This is a genomic window from Amycolatopsis sp. w19, assembly GCF_051373225.1.
Classification (GTDB): domain Bacteria; phylum Actinomycetota; class Actinomycetes; order Mycobacteriales; family Pseudonocardiaceae; genus Amycolatopsis; species Amycolatopsis japonica.
Window position 1 is genome coordinate 73,559 of record NZ_JBPQFM010000011.1, and the last position, 16,587, is coordinate 90,145.

Annotated in this window: 15 protein-coding genes; 9 read left to right on the forward strand and 6 right to left on the reverse strand. The window is 68.9% G+C overall.

What is annotated here, in order from left to right; all coding sequences use genetic code 11:
* Nucleotides 1-2 precede the first annotated feature (2 nt).
* Entirely contained in the window at nt 3-770 is a 768-nt protein-coding gene (locus ACSMFO_RS22040) for an IclR family transcriptional regulator (RefSeq protein ID WP_436460327.1), read from the reverse strand.
* 151 nt (nt 771-921) lie between these two features.
* On the opposite strand from ACSMFO_RS22040, the gene ACSMFO_RS22045 reads away from it, so the two are divergent.
* The 3 genes from ACSMFO_RS22045 to glpD are packed head-to-tail and all read left to right on the forward strand — an operon-like array spanning nt 922 to nt 4,991.
* Nucleotides 922-1,743 (forward strand): MIP/aquaporin family protein, encoded by an 822-nt coding sequence (locus ACSMFO_RS22045; RefSeq protein ID WP_360091790.1) that lies wholly within the window; start codon nt 922-924, stop codon nt 1,741-1,743.
* A 12-nt stretch (nt 1,744-1,755) separates the two neighbouring features.
* Complete coding sequence (gene glpK / locus ACSMFO_RS22050) at nt 1,756-3,273, forward strand: glycerol kinase GlpK (protein ID WP_436460328.1); 1,518 nt, start codon at nt 1,756-1,758, stop codon at nt 3,271-3,273.
* A 5-nt stretch (nt 3,274-3,278) separates the two neighbouring features.
* Entirely contained in the window at nt 3,279-4,991 is a 1,713-nt protein-coding gene (gene glpD, locus ACSMFO_RS22055; protein ID WP_436460329.1) for a glycerol-3-phosphate dehydrogenase, read from the forward strand.
* 88 nt (nt 4,992-5,079) lie between these two features.
* Here glpD and ACSMFO_RS22060 read toward each other — a convergent pair whose 3' ends face one another.
* Nucleotides 5,080-5,811, reverse strand: coding sequence for an SDR family oxidoreductase (locus ACSMFO_RS22060; RefSeq protein WP_436460330.1), 732 nt, complete (start codon nt 5,809-5,811; stop codon nt 5,080-5,082).
* Nucleotides 5,812-5,924: 113 nt separating this feature from the next.
* Between ACSMFO_RS22060 and ACSMFO_RS22065 the strand changes: the two genes are divergently transcribed.
* Entirely contained in the window at nt 5,925-6,401 is a 477-nt protein-coding gene (locus ACSMFO_RS22065) for an RrF2 family transcriptional regulator (protein WP_350595312.1), read from the forward strand.
* Nucleotides 6,402-6,561: 160 nt separating this feature from the next.
* On the opposite strand, the gene ACSMFO_RS22070 is transcribed toward ACSMFO_RS22065, so the two are convergent.
* Nucleotides 6,562-7,857 (reverse strand): MFS transporter, encoded by a 1,296-nt coding sequence (locus tag ACSMFO_RS22070; RefSeq protein WP_436460331.1) that lies wholly within the window; start codon nt 7,855-7,857, stop codon nt 6,562-6,564.
* A gap of 67 nt (nt 7,858-7,924) precedes the next feature.
* Here ACSMFO_RS22070 and ACSMFO_RS22075 point away from each other — a divergent pair, with 67 nt between their 5' ends.
* The gene (locus ACSMFO_RS22075; RefSeq protein ID WP_360091775.1) at nt 7,925-8,875 is read left to right on the forward strand and encodes an Lrp/AsnC family transcriptional regulator; all 951 of its coding nucleotides are present in this window, start codon (nt 7,925-7,927) and stop codon (nt 8,873-8,875) included.
* On the opposite strand, the gene ACSMFO_RS22080 is transcribed toward ACSMFO_RS22075, so the two are convergent.
* Complete coding sequence (locus tag ACSMFO_RS22080; protein WP_436460332.1) at nt 8,865-9,671, reverse strand: NmrA family NAD(P)-binding protein; 807 nt, start codon at nt 9,669-9,671, stop codon at nt 8,865-8,867. The two genes, ACSMFO_RS22075 and ACSMFO_RS22080, sit on opposite strands and share 11 nt — an antisense overlap.
* A 141-nt stretch (nt 9,672-9,812) precedes the next feature.
* Here ACSMFO_RS22080 and ACSMFO_RS22085 point away from each other — a divergent pair, with 141 nt between their 5' ends.
* The 4 genes from ACSMFO_RS22085 (at nt 9,813) to ACSMFO_RS22100 (ending at nt 14,668) form a co-directional block, all read left to right on the forward strand.
* A complete protein-coding gene (locus ACSMFO_RS22085) occupies nt 9,813-10,028 on the forward strand; it encodes a hypothetical protein (protein WP_073844200.1) in 216 nt (71 codons plus the stop codon).
* Between the two features lie 159 nt (nt 10,029-10,187).
* Nucleotides 10,188-12,764 carry a glycoside hydrolase family 3 protein gene (locus tag ACSMFO_RS22090; protein WP_436460435.1) on the forward strand — a complete coding sequence of 859 codons (2,577 nt, stop codon included), beginning with the start codon at nt 10,188-10,190 and terminating at the stop codon, nt 12,762-12,764.
* Nucleotides 12,765-12,905: 141 nt separating this feature from the next.
* On the forward strand, nt 12,906-14,111 hold the full coding sequence (locus ACSMFO_RS22095; RefSeq protein ID WP_436460333.1) for an MFS transporter: 1,206 nt from the start codon (nt 12,906-12,908) through the stop codon (nt 14,109-14,111).
* Nucleotides 14,105-14,668: a TetR/AcrR family transcriptional regulator gene (locus tag ACSMFO_RS22100; RefSeq protein WP_436460334.1), complete on the forward strand. Its 564-nt coding sequence runs from the start codon at nt 14,105-14,107 to the stop codon at nt 14,666-14,668. The genes ACSMFO_RS22095 and ACSMFO_RS22100 overlap by 7 nt, the downstream gene beginning before the upstream one ends.
* 115 nt (nt 14,669-14,783) lie before the next feature.
* Here the strand turns inward: ACSMFO_RS22100 and ACSMFO_RS22105 are convergent, their stop codons facing one another.
* Nucleotides 14,784-15,749 (reverse strand): aldo/keto reductase, encoded by a 966-nt coding sequence (locus ACSMFO_RS22105; protein WP_436460335.1) that lies wholly within the window; start codon nt 15,747-15,749, stop codon nt 14,784-14,786.
* Nucleotides 15,750-15,751: 2 nt separating this feature from the next.
* Nucleotides 15,752-16,552, reverse strand: a complete 801-nt coding sequence (locus ACSMFO_RS22110) for an SDR family oxidoreductase (protein WP_038511966.1) — start codon at nt 16,550-16,552, stop codon at nt 15,752-15,754.
* Between the last annotated feature and the right edge of the window lie 35 nt (nt 16,553-16,587).

Genomic DNA, 16,587 nt, shown 5'->3' on the forward strand with positions numbered 1-16,587 from the left:
CATCACCATCGGGACGCGCCGAGATCGCGGGAGACCGCCCGTGCCGCGTCGCGCACGTGGCCGAGCAGCCGCGGGAGCGGGCTGCCGTCGGCTTCACAGATCCGTTCCGCCGCGCCGGAGACCCCGATCGCGCCGACCACGATGCCGCCGTGGCCGCGGATCGGCGCGGCTATCCCGGCCTCGCCGGTGATCATCTCGCCGTTCTCGCTCGCCCAGCCCGCCTCGCGCACCTTGCCGCAGGCACGTTTGATCGCGGTCTGGGTGACCAGGGTCCGGCGGGTGTAGGCCTCCGGTCCGCCGGTGCGCAACGATGCCACGAGACCGGTGTCGTAGGCCAGAAGGACTTTCCCGAGCGCCGTCGCGTGCAACGGCAGAAGCGTGCCGACGTCGAGCGTCTGCAGGCTGTCGTCGGGCCGGAACACGTGGTGCACCACCAGGACCCGGCCCTCCAGCGGCGCACCGATGCGGACGGCCTCACCGCTGCGCGCGGCCAGCGCGTCGGCCCAGTTGATCGCGCGGGAGCGGAGTTCGTTGACGTCGAGGTAGCTCGTGCCGAGGTGCAGGAGCGCCGCGCCCAGTTGGTATTTCCCGGTGTCGCGGTCTTGTTCGACAAAGCCGACCCCTTGCAGGGTACGGAGGATCCCGTGCGCCGTCCCCTTGGCGAGTTCGAGGGAATCGGCGATCTCGCCGACCCCGAGACGGCCGGAACCGCGCGCCAGCAACCGCAGGATCGCGGCGGCGCGCTCGATGGACTGGATCGGACCGGGCACGGCCCAACCGTAGCCCGACCGGCCCTGATTCGACAATGTCGAACATCGTCTTCGGGCGTTCGACAATGCCGACCGGCGTCCGTTGACCCCGGGTTTCCGCGAACTTAACTTCGGCCTCAACAGGGCAACGGTGTCCTTTGTGGAGGAAGCAATGGTGCGAAACCTCAAGGCTCGCGGACTGGCGGGCGAACTGGCGGCGGAGTTCGTCGGGACGATGATCCTCATCCTGTTCGGCTGCGGGGTGGTGGCCCAAGTCGTCGCCGCGGGCATCGGGGACCACGACAGCATCGCGTGGGCGTGGGGAATCGGTGTCACGCTGGGTATCTACGTGGCTTCACGGATCAGCGGCGCGCATCTGAACCCCGCCGTCACCGTGGCGCTCGCGGTGTTCAAGGGCTTCTCGTGGCGCAAGGTCGCCCCGTACGCCCTGGCGCAGACCGCCGGCGCGTTCCTCGCCGCGCTGCTGGTGCGCTGGAACTACACCGAGGTGCTCAACGCCGCGGACCCCGGCCTGACGATCAAGACACAGGGCGTGTTCTCCACTCTTCCGGGTAACGGAACCCTGCCGGTGGGTGACTGGGGCGCCTTCCGGGACCAGATCATCGGTACCGCGATTCTGGCTCTGGTGATCTTCGCCATCACCGACCTGCGCAACACCGCGCCCGCCGCGAACCTCGCCCCGGTCGTCGTCGGCTTCCTGGTGGTCGCGATCGGCATGGCCTGGGGCACCAACGCCGGCTACGCGATCAACCCCGCCCGCGACTTCGGCCCGCGCCTGATGTCCTGGCTCACCGGCTACGACACCGCGTTCACCGATCAATACGGCTATCCCTACTGGTGGATCCCGATCGTGGCGCCGGTGATCGGCGCGGTCATCGGCGGGGCGATCTACAAGTTCTTCATCGAGCGTTACCTGCCCGCCGAACCGGCACCGGAAGCCTTGCCCGCCAAGGACATCGAGCGCGTTTCCTAAGGAGAGAAACCCATGTCTGACTACATCGGCGCCGTCGACCAGGGCACCACCAGCACGCGTTTCATGATCTTCGACCACGGCGGCAACGAGATCGCCCGCCACCAGCTCGAGCACGAGCAGATCCTGCCGAAGCCGGGCTGGGTCGAACACGACGCCACCGAGATCTGGGAGCGGACCCGCTCGGTCATCGCCACCGCGCTCAACAAGGCGAAGCTGACCGCCGCCGACCTCGCGTCGCTCGGCATCACCAACCAGCGTGAGACCACTGTCGTGTGGAACCGCCGCACCGGGCGCCCGTACTGCAACGCCATCGTGTGGCAGGACACCCGCACCGACCGGATCGCCTCGGCGCTCGAACGCGAGGGCAAGGGCGACGTCATCCGCCGCAAGGCCGGTCTGCCGCCCGCCACCTACTTCTCCGGCGGCAAGCTGCAGTGGATCCTGGAGAACGTCGAGGGCGTCCGCGAAGACGCCGAAAAGGGTGACGCGCTCTTCGGCACCACCGACAGCTGGCTCATCTGGAACCTCACCGGCGGGCCCGACGGCGGCGTGCACGTGACGGATCCGACCAACGCGTCGCGCACCATGCTCATGGACCTGGAAACGCTGGAGTGGGACGACGAACTGCTGTCGTTCTTCGGTGTCCCCAAGCAGATGCTGCCGGCGATCGCGCCGTCGTCGAACAACGGCCGGTTCGGCGTGACCCGCGCGGACGGCCCGCTCGGCGGCGAGGTCGCCATCACCGGCGTGCTCGGCGACCAGCAGGCGGCGACCGTCGGCCAGGTGTGCTTCCGCCCCGGCGAGGCCAAGAACACTTACGGCACCGGAAACTTCCTGCTCCTCAACACCGGGCACGAGGTCGTGCGGTCGAAGCACGGGCTGCTCACGACGCTGGCCTACCAGTTCGGTGACGAGAAACCGGTGTACGCGCTGGAAGGCTCCATCGCCGTCACGGGTTCCGCCGTGCAGTGGCTGCGCGACCAGCTGGGCATCATCAGCGGCGCGTCCCAGAGCGAGAGCCTCGCGCGTCAGGTCGAGGACAACGGCGGCGTCTACTTCGTCCCCGCGTTCTCCGGGCTTTTCGCGCCGTACTGGCGTTCCGACGCGCGCGGCGCGATCGTCGGCCTCACCCGCGCCACCACCAACGCGCATCTGGCGCGGGCGACGCTCGAAGCGATCTGCTACCAGACCCGCGACGTCGTCGAGGCCATGCAGAACGACTCCGGCGTCACGCTCGACGTGTTGCGTGTGGACGGTGGCGTGACCGCCAACGAACTCTGCATGCAGCTGCAGGCCGACATCCTCGGCGTGCCGGTGTCGAAGCCGGTCGTCGCCGAGACCACCGCGCTCGGCGCCGCCTACGCGGCCGGGCTCGCCGTCGGGTTCTGGAAGAGCACCGACGAGCTGGAACAGAACTGGAACGAGGACAAGCGCTGGGAACCGTCGTGGACGGACGAACAGCGCGCCGAGGGCTACGCGGGCTGGCAGAAGGCCGTCGGCCGCACGCTCGACTGGGTCGAGGTCGAGTGAGCCCGATGAACAGGAGGAACAAGGTGACACCCGTACCGCTTTCCCCGGTCTACCGTGCCGAGACGCTGCGCAAGCTCGCTCGCGAGGAGATCGACGTGCTCGTCGTCGGCGGGGGAGTGACCGGTGCCGGCGTCGCACTCGACGCGGCGTCGCGCGGACTCTCCGTCGCGCTCGTCGAGGCCCGCGACTTCGCCGCCGGAACGTCGAGCCGGTCGTCGAAGCTGATCCACGGTGGCCTGCGTTATCTGGAGAATCTGGACTTCAAGCTGGTCCGCGAGGCGTTGAAGGAACGGAGCCTTCTCCTGCAGACCCTCGCGCCGCATCTGGTCCGGCCGGTGAAGTTCCTGGTGCCGCTCAAGCACCGTGTCTGGGAACGCGGCTACATCGGCGCGGGTGTCACGCTTTACGACACCCTCGGCGGAGCGCGGGCCCTGCCGCGGCACCGGCATCTGTCGAAGCGCGGCGCGGGCAAGGTCGCTCCCGGCCTCGCGGACGACGCCCTGATCGGCGCCATCCAGTACTACGACGCCCAGGTCGACGACGCCCGCCACACGATGACCATCGCGCGGACCGCGGCGGAACAGGGCGCTTCCGTCCTCACTCGGGCGCGGGTGACCTCGCTGATCCGCGACGGCGAACGTGTCGTCGGGGCCAAGGTCGTCGACCGCGAGAGCGGTGCGGAGATCGAGGTCCGGGCGAAGACGGTCGTCGCGGCCACCGGCGTGTGGAGCGACGACATGGCGGAAGCGGCGGGCATCCCCGCGCCGTTCACCGTGCGCGCTTCGAAGGGTATCCACCTGGTGGTGCCGCGCGAGAAGATCGACCTGGACACCGGGCTGATCCTGCGCACCGAGAAGAGCGTGCTGTTCGTCATCCCGTGGGGACGGCACTGGATCGTCGGCACCACCGACACCGAATGGGACCTCGACCGCGAGCACCCGGCGGCCAGCCAGGCGGACGTCGACTACGTGCTCGACCACCTCAACGCCGTCCTCCGCACGCCGCTCACCGCCGACGACATCGAAGGCGTGTACGCGGGGCTTCGGCCGCTGCTGGCCGCGAAGGCGACGTCGACCACGAAGCTGTCGCGGGAGCACGCTGTGGCGCATCCGGTGCCGGGGCTGGTGATCGTGGCCGGCGGCAAGTACACGACGTACCGGGTGATGGCCGCCGACGCGGTCGACGTCGCGGTGGAGGACCTCGGCCGCCCCGCGCCGTCGTCGTGGACCGAGCGGCTGCCGATCGTCGGCGCGACCGGCTATCACGAGATGTGGGGAGCGCGGCACTCGCTCGTGCAGCGCACGGGGCTGCCCATCGCCCGTATCGAGCATCTCCTCCAGCGCTACGGCACCGCGATCGAGGACATCCTGGAGTCGATCTCGGAACGTCCCGAACTGGGCGAAGCGATCCCGGGGACCGCGGAGTACCTGAAGGCGGAGGTCGTTTACGCGGTCTCGCACGAGGGCGCGCTGCACCTGGAGGACGTCCTGACGCGGCGCACCCGGATCTCCATCGAGGAGCGGGATCGCGGCGTGACCGCGGCGCCGGTGGTGGCCGCGCTGATGGCGCCGCTGCTGGGCTGGGACTCGCACAAGCAAGAGCGCGAGGTCGCCAACTACCTCGCGCGGGTCGAGGCGGAACGGTCCGCGCAGGCCCAGCCGGACGACGAGGCGGCGAACGCCGAGCGTCTCGCGGCTCCGGCGCTGCTGCCGAGCTGACGTGGGCTGAAGGGGCCCTTCGCCGCATGCGACGCGGCGAAGGGGCCCTTCGTCGCGTCGCATGCGGTCATGGTTCCCTTCAGCCCGGCTACTTGAGCCAGTCGAGGTAGCGGGTCTCGGCGATACGGGCGCCGTCCTTCGTGGTGAGCACGTCACCCTTGACGGCGGCGAACATGCCCGCGGTCTCGTCGACGGTCACCGGACGCGTGTCTCCCTTGGCGGACAAGGTGATCCGGCCCAGTTCGTCCAGCGGGTAGACGTCCGGGCCGCCCACGTCGAGGGTGCCGTTCAACGGTTTTCCCGCCGAGACCTCGGAAACCGTGGCGGCGACGTCGGCCGCGGCGATCGGCTGGATCGGCGTGCTGGGCAGGCGGACGGCGGTCTCGTCCGAGGTCCAGGACAGCACCGCGTCGACGAATTCCATGAACTGGGTGGCGCGGACGATCGAGTAGGGAACGCCGCTCTCCTTGAGGATGTCCTCCTGCAGGGTCTTCGCCCGGTAGTAGTCGAGCTGCGGCACCTGGTCGACGCCGACGATCGACAGGATCACGAAATGCCCGGTGCCCGCCTTCTTCGCGGCCGCCACGAGGTTGTCCATCGACGTCCGGAAGAACGCCGGGGAGGCGTCGTCGAAAGTCGGCGAGTTCGTGAGGTTGACGACCACGTCGGCGCCGTCGAGCGCGGTGCCCAGGCCCTGGCCGGTGAGCAGGTCGACCCCGGTGGACGGCGAATGCGGCACCGCATCGTGACCCGCTTCGTTCAGGTTGCGCACGACCTGCGAGCCGATCAGCCCGGTCCCGCCGATGATCGCGAATTTCATGACCCAGTGCCCTTCGTCGGTGGCGCCCGCAAACCCGGACACCGCATGTCCGAGATATTACTCGGATACATTGTGTCCGAGTCAAGAGGCGGGTTAGAGTCATCCGGGTGAAGATGTCCGGTGGGGTCGAGTGGGCCCTGCACTGCTGTGTCGTGTTGACCTCCGTCGACGAGCCCGCGCCCGCCGCGCGCTTGGCGCAGCTTCACGACGTCTCGCCGAGCTACCTCGCGAAGCAGCTCCAGGCGCTTTCCCGGGCCGATCTCATCCGGTCGGTGCAGGGGAAGGCCGGCGGCTACGTCCTCACCAGGCCGCCTTCGGAGATCACGGTGCTCGACGTCGTCGAGGCCATCGACGGACCCGGCCCGGCCTTCGTCTGCACCGAGATCCGGCAGCGCGGCCCGATGGCGACGCCGCCCGAGGCGTGCACGACACCGTGCGCCATCAGCCGCGCGATGGCGAACGCCGAGGTTCAGTGGCGCGCGGCGTTGCGCGCCGTCACCATCGCGGATCTGGCCGACGACGTCCGGGGTGACTACGGTCCGGGCGCGCTCGCGGGGATCGGCGCGTGGTTCAAGGCCGCCGAGGGTTAGCGAGCGCGGTCCGGTCCGGTGGTCGTGTTGGACGACACGCGTGACTGAGTGGACGACACACGTGTCCAGCCGGACGACACGCGGCGGGACCGGTCGCGTCCGGGTGTCGTCCAACCGATCACGCGTGTCGTCCGTCGAATCACGCGTGCCGTCCACTCAGTCACGCAACCGACCCGGTTCGGGGCATCAGTGCGGTCGCGGCCATGGTCGCCACCACCAGCACCGCCGCGAGCGAGAACGCCCCCACCACGGAACGACCGTGCAGGAAGACGCTGCCGAACACCGCGATGCCCAGCGTCGCACCGACTTGCTGCACCGCGTTCAGCAGGCCCGCCGCGGATCCGGTCTCCTGGGGACGGACGACGGACAGCGCCGCGGTGAAGAACGGCACCGTGAACAGCCCCAGGCCGAGTCCGCCGATCCCGAGTGCGATCGGCAATGTGCCACCGAGAGCCAGCAGGATTCCCGCGAGCAGCAGCGCAAGACCGGCGAAGGCGACACGCGATCCGTGCCGGGGAACGAGCCATTTGCCCGCCACCCACGAGGAAATCGCCAGCCCGCCCGACCACGGCAGCAGTGTCAGCCCGGACGCGAGTACGCCGAGACCCTCGTCGAGTTGCTGGTGCAGGACCACCACGAGCATCAACCCGTTCATCACGGCGAAGAACAGGGTCGACGCCGCCAGCGCCGCGGGGAAACCGCGGTGTTCGAACAGACTCGGCTCGACCAGCGGGTGACGCCGGTTCCGCTGATGGAACCCGAACAGCACCAGCACGGCGGCGCCCGCGGCGAAAAGCGCCCAGTTCCACCTGTCGAGCAACGGGTACACCACGAGTCCCATGCCGAGCGAGGCGAGCAAGGTGCCCTGCACATCCAGCCGGACCGGATGCTCGGCGCGGTCTTCCCGCAGCAGCCGTCCCGCCACGAGCACCGCGAGCGAGATCGGCACGTTCACCAGGAACGCCGCCCGCCACGACACCAGATCGGTCAGCAAGGCGCCGAGCAACGGCCCGCTCACGGCGGACAGGCCGACCACCGGCCCGTTCCAGCCCAGCGCCGCCGCCAGCGCCGGGCCGGAGAACATGGCCTTGATCAAGCCGAAGGTCTGCGGGATCACCAGCGCCGCCGCCATGCCCTGGACCGCTCGCGCGCCGATGAGGACACCGGTGCCCGGTGCGAGCGCGCAGCACAGTGAGGCCAGGGCGAACATCGTCACACCGCACAGGAACACGCGGCGGCGGCCCAGCAGGTCGCCGAGCCTGCCGCCGGTGATGAGGAGCATCGCGAACGGGAGCGTGTACGCGGCGCCGAACCAGGGGAGGGCGGAAGCGGGTCCGCCGAGGTCGGCGTGGATCGCCGGGCCGGCGACCTGGGTGATCGTCGCGTCCAGCACGTTCATCGCCTCCGCCGCGAGCAGCGTGGCGAGCGGAACCGATCCGGTCTTCGTCAGTTGCATGAACGGGATCGTGCGTCGAAGATGACTTTTGTTCCCTGAAACCCGGATCGAATGGACGAAATTTTCCATGCTCGACGACATCGACCGCGCTTTGATCCATGCGCTGCAGATCGACGCCCGTGCGCCGTTCAGCCGGATCGGGGCGGTCCTCGGTGTCTCGACCCAGACCGTCGCCCGGCGCTATCAGCGACTCCGGGCCGAATCAGGGTTACGCGTGGTGGGCCTGCCCGATCCCGACCGGACCGGGCTGACGCAGTGGCTCGTCCGGCTGAGCGCGCAGCCCGCCGCCGCACGGACGCTCGCTCGTTCGCTGGCCCGGCGGCCGGACACGTCGTGGGTCAAGCTCACCTCCGGCGGCACGGAGATCGTGACGATCGCGCACACGCCGCGGCACGCGCGGAGCGCCATGCTGTTGCACGACATCCCGCGGGCCGCGAGTGTCACGGCGGTGTCCGCGCATTTCATCCTGCACACCTACCTCGGCGGCCCGACGGCGTGGCGCGGCCGGGTCGCCGCGCTGACCGAGGAGCAGCAGGAAGCGTTGCGACCGCCGGAATCCGTCGGCGAGGAGAGCCCGCTGACGGCGGCGGATCACGCGCTGATCGCCGCCCTCCGCCACGACGGCCGGGCCAGTGTCGCGGACCTGGCCGCGGCGGCGGGCCTCGCCCCGGCGACGGCGGCCCGTCGTCTGGCGGATCTGCGCGCGCGAGGCGCGCTCTTCTTCGACGTCGAGATCAGCGCGGCCCTGTACGGCGTGACCACCCAGGCGTTCCTGTGGATGGCCGTCGCGCCGGCGGATCTCGACGAGGTGGCGACGACGCTGGCCACTCACGAGGAGCTGGCCGTCGTCGTCGCCACGACCGGGCCCACCAACCTGGCCGCGCAGGCGTTGTGCCCGGATCCCGCCGCGCTGCACCACTACCTCACGCACCGGCTGGGCGCGTTGCGGGCGATCCACACGGTGCACACCGCCCCGGTACTGGAAATCGTGAAGGCGGTCGGGCCGCTCACGGCCTGAATCGGTCAGCGTGCTCGGCGACCCACTGCGCGAACGTGCGGGCGGGCCGTCCGGTCACCTTCTCGATGGTGTCGACGACGGTGCGCGCCTCCACGGGCGGATCGCTGTGCCAGCCGACGACGTACTCGGCGTCCGCGACCGAGACGCCTTCGGCCAGCAGCCGGTCGATCGCCTGTTGCCGCGTGATCTTCTCCAGTGTGATGTCACGGCCGGCCGCGGAGCCGAGCATCGCGATCCGTTCGCTCGTGGTCAGGGCCTGCGGCCCGGTGAGGTTGTAGACCTTGCCCGAATGCCCGTCCTCCACGAGTGCGGTGGCGGCGACGGCGCCGATGTCGCCCTCGTGTACCACGGCGCTCGGAAGGTCGAACGGCTCCCGGATCACGCCCTCGGCGCGGACGGAGTCGACCCAGGTCAGGGCGTTGGACATGAACTCCTGCGGCTCCAGGCGCGTCCATTCCACCCCGGAGTCGGCCATGGCCTGTTCCGTCGGCCCGACGTAACCGCCCCACACGATGGTCATCCGGCGCACGCCCGCGTCCACGGCGCGCTTGACCAGATCGACGCCGACATCCGCGAGCCCGGCCGTGACGGTGATGTGCAGCTTGGTGACACCTGCCAAGGCCTCGGTCAAGGTCTCCGGCGCGGTGTGGGTGCCTTCCGCGAGTTCGACGCCTGCCGGAAGCCGGGCTTCGGCGGGGTTCCTGGTGAGTGCCCGGACGCGTTCCCCACGGCGGAGGAGTTCGGCCACCACGTGGCGGCCGGTGTTCCCGGTTGCTCCGGTTACCAAGACGGTCATGAGTGATTCCCTTCGTTTTCCGCGACGATAAAAGCTCAAGTAATGTGGAGGTCAAGCGGACCGATCAGGAATCGAGAAGCATCGGTGCCCACGGGATCCCTAGCGTCTTCGCCACAGGCAAAACGACTCCAGGAGGCTCTCGTGAGCAAGCGGATCCGGACGTTCCACAGGTGGACGTCGCTCGTCTTCGTCGCCACCGTCATCGTGTGCTTCGTCGTGGTGGCGCAGGGCGACCCGGCGCAGTGGGTGCTCTACACCCCGCTGCCGCCGCTCTTCCTGCTGATGTTCAGCGGGCTGTACCTGTTCGCGCTGCCGTACACCGCCAAGCGGCGCAATCGGCGGCGGGTGGCCGGGTAGATCTTAGTTCACGGCAAAAATTAACAGGTGGCATATCGGCCGGAAACTCTTGACGTCGCCGCCTGGTCCGGTGAGGATCGGCCGGTCCCCGCCTTCCGCAGAATGGACCAGACCATGGCAAGACGTGCTCGCGCGCGCCGAAGTCCGCTGATCGCCTTGATGAGTCTCACCCTGCTCGGCGGGGCCGTGGTGGCCACGCCCGCCGCCGTCGCCGCCGAGCAGCCGGTGATCGGGAAACCCGCGCTCGACCGGGACGGCTGCGCCCGGATCGAGAAGAGCCTGCCGACGCTCGCCGACTGGCCGAAGGTCGAGAGCCGGTTCAAGGGCAAGGCCGGTGACGAACAGTGGATCGCCAGGATCCTCGAGGGAATGACCTTGGAGGAGAAGGTCGGGCAGATGACGCAGCCCGAGATCGCCGCGATCACCCCCGACGAGGTCCGGCAGTACTCGATCGGCTCGGTCCTCAACGGTGGCGGCTCGTGGCCGAACAAGGACAAGCACGCCTCCCAGCAGGACTGGCTGAAACTCGCCGATTCCTATTGGGACGCCGCGAAGGGCAGCAGGACGAAGATCCCGGTGATCTGGGGCATCGACGCCGTGCACGGCAACAACAACGTGTACGGGGCCACCGTCTTCCCGCACAACATCGGGCTCGGCGCGGCGCACGACCCGTGCCTGGTGCGCGACATCTCCGCGGCGACGGCCCGGCAGATCCGCGCCACCGGCCAGGATTGGGCTTTCGCGCCGACGCTGGCGGTCGTGAAGGACGACCGCTGGGGACGCACCTACGAAGGGTTCTCCGAGGACCCGCGGATCACCAGGGCCTACGGCTACGAGGCGATCAACGGTCTCCAGGACGGCTCGACCAAACGCATCGGCTACAACGGCGTGATCGGCACCGCCAAGCACTTCATCGGTGACGGCGGCACCCTCAAGGGACAGGATCAGGGCGTCAACCCGTCGTCCGAGGCCGAGATGATCAACGTCCACGGCCAGGGCTACTACGGCGCGCTCGCCGCGGGCTCCCAGACGGTGATGGTGTCGTTCAACAGCTGGACCAACGCCGAACTGGGCATCGACGAGGGCAAGCTGCACGGCAGTGACAAGGCGCTGAACCAGATCCTCAAGGGCAAGATGGGCTTCGACGGCCTCGTCGTGTCGGACTGGAACGGTATCGGCCAGGTTCCGGGCTGTACCAACGCCTCCTGCCCGCAGGCGATCAACGCCGGCATCGACATCGTGATGGTGCCGAACGACTGGAAGGCGTTCATCACCAACACGGTCGCTCAGGTCGGCTCCGGCCAGATCCCGCTCGCGCGGATCGACGACGCGGTGACCCGCATCTTGCGCGTGAAGCTGCGCTCCGGGCTGTACGAGTCGCAGAAGCCATCGGACAGGTCCTACGCCAACTCCGATGAAGCGCTGAAGGAGACCTGGCTGGCGCGCGACGCGGTCCGCTCCTCGCAGACGCTGCTGAAGAACAACGGCAACGTGCTTCCGCTCAAGCCGAAGTCGAAGGTGCTCGTGGTCGGCAAGAGCGCGGACAGCATCCAGAACCAGACCGGCGGCTGGACGCTGAGCTGGCAGGGGACCGGCAACACCAACGCAGACTTCCCGAACGCCACGTCGATCCTGGCCGGGCTCAAGCAGCAACTCGGCGATGTCAACGTCACCTTCGACGAGAAGGGCGACACCGATCCGAAGGGCTACGACGCGGTCATCGCCGTCATCGGCGAGACCCCGTACGCGGAAGGCGTCGGCGACCTGACGCGCAAGACGCTGGAGGCTTCGAAGCTCTACCCCGAGGATCTGGCCGTGCTCGACAAGGTCCGTGGGAAGGGCGCTCCGGTCGTCACCGTCTACGTCGGCGGCCGCCCGCTGTACATGAACAAGGAGATCAACCGCTCCGACGCGTTCGTCGCGGCCTGGCTGCCGGGTACCGAAGGCGGCGGCGTCGCGGATGTCCTGGTCAAGGGTGGCTTCAAGGGCACGCTGCCGTACTCGTGGCCGAAGAGCGCGTGCCAGACGCCGCTGAACGCGGGTTCGGCGGACTACGACCCGCTGTTCAAACTCGGCTACGGGCTCAAGACCGGGCAGCGCGTCACGGTCGGGCAGCTCGACGAGACGGCCGGGCCGGTGACGTGTGGCTCGACCGGTGGCGGCGGTACCGCGACCGAGGATCTCGAGGTGTTCAACCGCACCGATGTCGCGCCGTACAAGGGTTTCATCGGTTCCGCGGAGAACTGGGGCGGTACGGAGATCGGCCCCGACGGCACCGCTTCACACGCCGAGATCGACGTCGTGCAGTCGGACGTGAACGTGCAGCAGGACGGGCTCAAGTCGACCTGGACCGGCACCGGCCCGGCGCAGATCTACTTCCAGAACCCGGCCGGTACCAACGATCTTCGGGGTTACCTCAACGCCGACGCGGCGCTGGAGTTCGACACGGTCGTGCACGAGGCGCCGGCCAACCGGACCGTGATCAGCATGCATTGCGTCTACCCGTGCTTCTCCGAGGTGAACGCGACCAAGCTGTTCACCGATCTCGCAGGCGCGCCGAAGTCGACGGTGAAGATCCCGGTGTCGTGCTTCGCGAACGGGCTGGATCTGGAGAACGTGAACACGCCGTTCCTGGTGTACACGGACGGCCGGTTCTCGGCTTCGTTCGCGAACGTGCGGTGGGTGCCCAAGGGGGCGCAGGATCCTGACGCGAGACCCTGCTCGAGCCTGAACTGAGTTTCACCGCGAGGGGTCCTTCCAGAGTCTTGGAAGGACCCCTCATCGTGTCCCGGGCCGTTTGCGGGGAGCGCCTTCCGCAGGTATAAAGTGTAACGACTGTTCAAAATGTAACAGTCGTTCAACTTGTGGGGGTTTGCCGTGCCGGGCCGGTATCGAGAGCTGTTCTCCGCGAAGGGCTCCTTCGCCTTCTTCGCCGCGGGGTTGGTCGCCAGGATGCCGGTCCCCATGACGGGAATCGGCATCATCACGATGCTGGCGCAGACGCGGGGCGACTACGGGCTCGCCGGTCTGGTCTCGGCGACGTTCACACTGTCCATGGCGCTGCTCGGGCCTCAGGTCTCGAGGCTGGTGGACCGCCGGGGGCAGAGCCGGATCCTGGTGCCGGCGACTGGGATCAGCGTGATGGCGCTCGGCGCGCTCCTGCTCTGCGCCCGCTTCGGGGCGCCGGTCTGGACGCTGTACGTGTCCGCGGTCCTGGCCGGGTTCATGCCCAGCATGGCGGCGATGGTCCGGGCCAGGTGGTCGTGGCTGTACCACGGCTCGCCTCGGCTGCACACGGCTTTCGCGTTGGAGTCGGTGGTCGACGAACTGACCTTCGTCATCGGGCCCGCGCTGTCGGTGGCGTTGTGCACCACCGTGTTCCCCGAGGCCGGGCCGCTGGTCGCCGTAGTGTTCCTCGCGATCGGAGTGGTGCTCTTCGTCGCGCAACGCGGGACAGAACCGCCCGTGCGGCCGACGACCGGATCGGCCGGAATCTCGCCTGTCCGGATGGGCGCGGTGCGGGTACTGGTGCTGACGCTGATGGCGGGCGGCATCATCGTCGGCACGGTCGACGTCGTCAGTGTGGCGTTCGCGGAGCGATCCGGATCGCCGTCGGCCGCGGGGGTGGTCGTGTCCGTTTACGCGGCGGGCTCCGCCATCTCAGGACTGGTCTTCGGGACGCTCAAACCGGCCATGACAGCGCCTCGGTTGCTCCTGATCGGTACCGCCGGCACGGCCGCGAGCGCGGTGCCGCTGCTGCTCGTGGACGACGTCGTGGGTCTGTGCGCGGTGGTGTTCGTCGCCGGGTTGTTCTTCTCTCCCACGATGATCGTCGTCATGGGGATGATCGAAACGGTCGTCTCCGCGGAGAAACTGACCGAAGGGATGACATGGGCGATCACGGGCCTCAGCGTCGGGGTCGCGTTGGGCGCCGCGGTGTCCGGTGAGGCCGTCGACCGGTTCGGGCCCGGCGGCGGATTCGCTGTGGCGGTCGCCGCCGGTGCTTTGATCATCCTCGTCGCTCTGCTCTCGTATCCTCTGCTGAGCAGGAAGACCGTGACCAGCGAGGAGGTGGCGTGCTGAACGAGCCGATCACCGACGGCCGTCTCGCCAAGGGGGAGCGGCGCAAACGGGAATTGATCGAGGCCACCCTGCGCATCGTCGCGAGGGACGGGGTTTCGAGGGTCAGCCACCGCACCGTCGCCCGCGAGGCCGGCTTGCCCGCGACTGCGGCCGCGTACCACTTCCAGGGGATCGAGGAGCTGCTGACCGCCGCGCTCACCTGGTGCATGGACGAGGACGCCGAGCGGATGCGGGTACTCGCCGCCGAGGCCGACGGCGGTGAGGACGCGCTGCGGCGGTTCGCCACCTTGCTGGCCGAAGTCGTCGCCAGACCCGGGCACCTGCTGGCGGAGTACGAGCTGTATCTCTTGGCGGCACGAGAGCCGAAGCTCCGCGAGTCGACTGATCGCTGGATGGCGGCGTTGGCGGATTTCGCACGCCGATTCACCCGTGATCCGGTACGGGTCGAGATGCTGGTCGCGTTGGTGGACGGTGTTCTTCTGCAGGGATTGCTGCGCGACGAACCGCCGACGGCGGAGCGGTTCGAGGCCCTCCTGCGGACCGCTTTGGGCTCGTGAGTGCCCCTCTCGAGTCTGAACTGAAGTACATGAAGGCCCCCTTCCTTGCGCTAGACGCAAGGAAGGGGGCCTTCATGTACTTGGGAAGCCTTCACGGACTTACGAAGACAGGGCGTCAGGTGGTCGCCGGAGGTGACCAGGTCAGCCGCGGATCCGTCTGCACGAAACTGCCCAGCAGGTGATCGATCCGCGTCAGCGCGTCGAGGTCCAGCACCACCCCGGCCGCCTTCGCGTTCTCGGTCACCTGGGCGGCGGTGCTCGCGCCCATCACCACCGAAGCGACGGTGTTGTGCTGCAACGTCCACGCGAGCGCCAGCTGGGCCATGGTCAGTCCGGCTTCGTCGGCGACGCCGCGCAGCATGCCGACGCGTTCGAGGAGGTCCGGCAGGAGCAACGGCCGCGTCTCGACCGCCTTCGCGCCTCGTGAGCCCGGCGGGATCTCGCCCGGCCGGTACTTGCCGGTCAGCACGCCCTGCGCGAGGGGGACCGACGCGAACTGGCCGATGCCGGACCGTTCGCAGACCGGCATCACCTGGGCCTCGGCGACCCGCCAGAGCATCGAGTAATGCGGCTGGTTCGCCACCAGCGGGACGCCGTGCCGTTCGGCGATCGGCCGCGCTTCCAGCAGCTGTTCCGCCGTCCATTCCGCGGTGCCGGCGTAGAGGATCTTCCCCTGCCGCACCAGATCCGACAGCGCGAGGAACGTCTCCTCCAGCGGCGTGCGGTAGTCGAACCGCAGCAACTGGTAGACGTCGATGTAGTCGGCGCGCAGACGCCGCAGCGAGCCGTTCACCGAGGTCACCAGGTGCTTGCGGCTGAGGCCCGCGTCGTTGGCACCCGGGCCTTCCGGCCAGAAGACACCGGTACACAGGACGAGATCGTCGCGACGCGCGTGGCTCAGCGCCTCGGCGAGGTTCTCTTCGGCGGCACCGCCGTCCCAGGCGGCCGCGGTGTGGAAGGTCGTGATGCCCGCGTCGAGTGCGGCCTGCACGCATTCCGCGCCGTCGGGGTGCGTGAGCCAGTTGCCGTAGGAGATCTCACTGACGGAAAGCCCGCTCGCGCCGAGCCTGCGGTACTCCATGGTCACCTCTTCCGCGCGCCGGTTTCGAGGATGGTGCGGTCGATCCATTCGTCGAGCCCGGCCGCCTTGCGGGCGTAGGTCTCCCGCACCGATTCGTGCGGCAGGATCAGGAACTCCTCCGACGCAAGCCCGTGCACGACGGACTCCGCGACGTCCTCCGGCTCCAGCAGCGGTGCCGCGGCGGCGATCGCGAGCGCGGCGGGGTGACCGGCGGCGATACCCGGCTCCAGCAGCGCGGTCCGCACACCGAGCGGGCACAGCGCGCTGACCCGCACCCCGCGCGGCCGGTAGGTGATGGCCAGCCATTCGGCGAGCCCGACGGCCGCGTGCTTGGTCACCGAGTACGGCGCGTCGCCGGGAGTGCCCAGCAGGCCCGCGCCCGACGCCGTGATCAGCAGATATCCGTGGCCCCGGCTCAGCATCGCTGGGAGCGCGACCTGTGCGGCGTGCACATGCTGCATGACGTTGATCGCCCACGACCGCGTCCACTGTTCGTCCGCGGCGTGCACGCCCGTCCCGAACGCGGCACCGGCGTTGGAGCAGAAGAGGTCCACCGGGCCGAACGCCGCGCGGGCCTCGGTCACCAGCATCTTCAAGTCCTCTTTGGACGACGCGTCGGCGTGGCGCGCGATCGCGGTGCCGCCCGAGGCGGTGATCCCGGCGACGACCTCGTCCGCGGCCTCGAGATCGAGATCGGAGACCACCACCCCGGCCGCGCCCTCGGCGGCGAACCGCCTGGCCATGGCGGCGCCGATACCGTGTGCCGCGCCGGTCAGCACGACGACCCGTCCTGTCACTTCCACATGCGCTCCATGGTTATCGATTCTGCGTTCTATGA

What these genes read in the sequence shown, in the direction of transcription:
- ACSMFO_RS22090 (WP_436460435.1), top strand. Translation starts at nt 10,188, where the DNA reads ATGAGTCTCACCCTGCTCGGCGGGGCCGTGGTGGCCACGCCCGCCGCC.
- glpK (WP_436460328.1), top strand. Translation starts at nt 1,756, where the DNA reads ATGTCTGACTACATCGGCGCCGTCGACCAGGGCACCACCAGCACGCGT.
- ACSMFO_RS22075 (WP_360091775.1), top strand. Translation starts at nt 7,925, where the DNA reads ATGCTCGACGACATCGACCGCGCTTTGATCCATGCGCTGCAGATCGAC.
- ACSMFO_RS22045 (WP_360091790.1), top strand. Translation starts at nt 922, where the DNA reads ATGGTGCGAAACCTCAAGGCTCGCGGACTGGCGGGCGAACTGGCGGCG.
- ACSMFO_RS22060 (WP_436460330.1), bottom strand. Translation starts at nt 5,811, where the DNA reads ATGAAATTCGCGATCATCGGCGGGACCGGGCTGATCGGCTCGCAGGTC.
- glpD (WP_436460329.1), top strand. Translation starts at nt 3,279, where the DNA reads ATGAACAGGAGGAACAAGGTGACACCCGTACCGCTTTCCCCGGTCTAC.
- ACSMFO_RS22105 (WP_436460335.1), bottom strand. Translation starts at nt 15,749, where the DNA reads ATGGAGTACCGCAGGCTCGGCGCGAGCGGGCTTTCCGTCAGTGAGATC.
- ACSMFO_RS22080 (WP_436460332.1), bottom strand. Translation starts at nt 9,671, where the DNA reads ATGACCGTCTTGGTAACCGGAGCAACCGGGAACACCGGCCGCCACGTG.
- ACSMFO_RS22065 (WP_350595312.1), top strand. Translation starts at nt 5,925, where the DNA reads ATGTCCGGTGGGGTCGAGTGGGCCCTGCACTGCTGTGTCGTGTTGACC.
- ACSMFO_RS22070 (WP_436460331.1), bottom strand. Translation starts at nt 7,857, where the DNA reads ATGCAACTGACGAAGACCGGATCGGTTCCGCTCGCCACGCTGCTCGCG.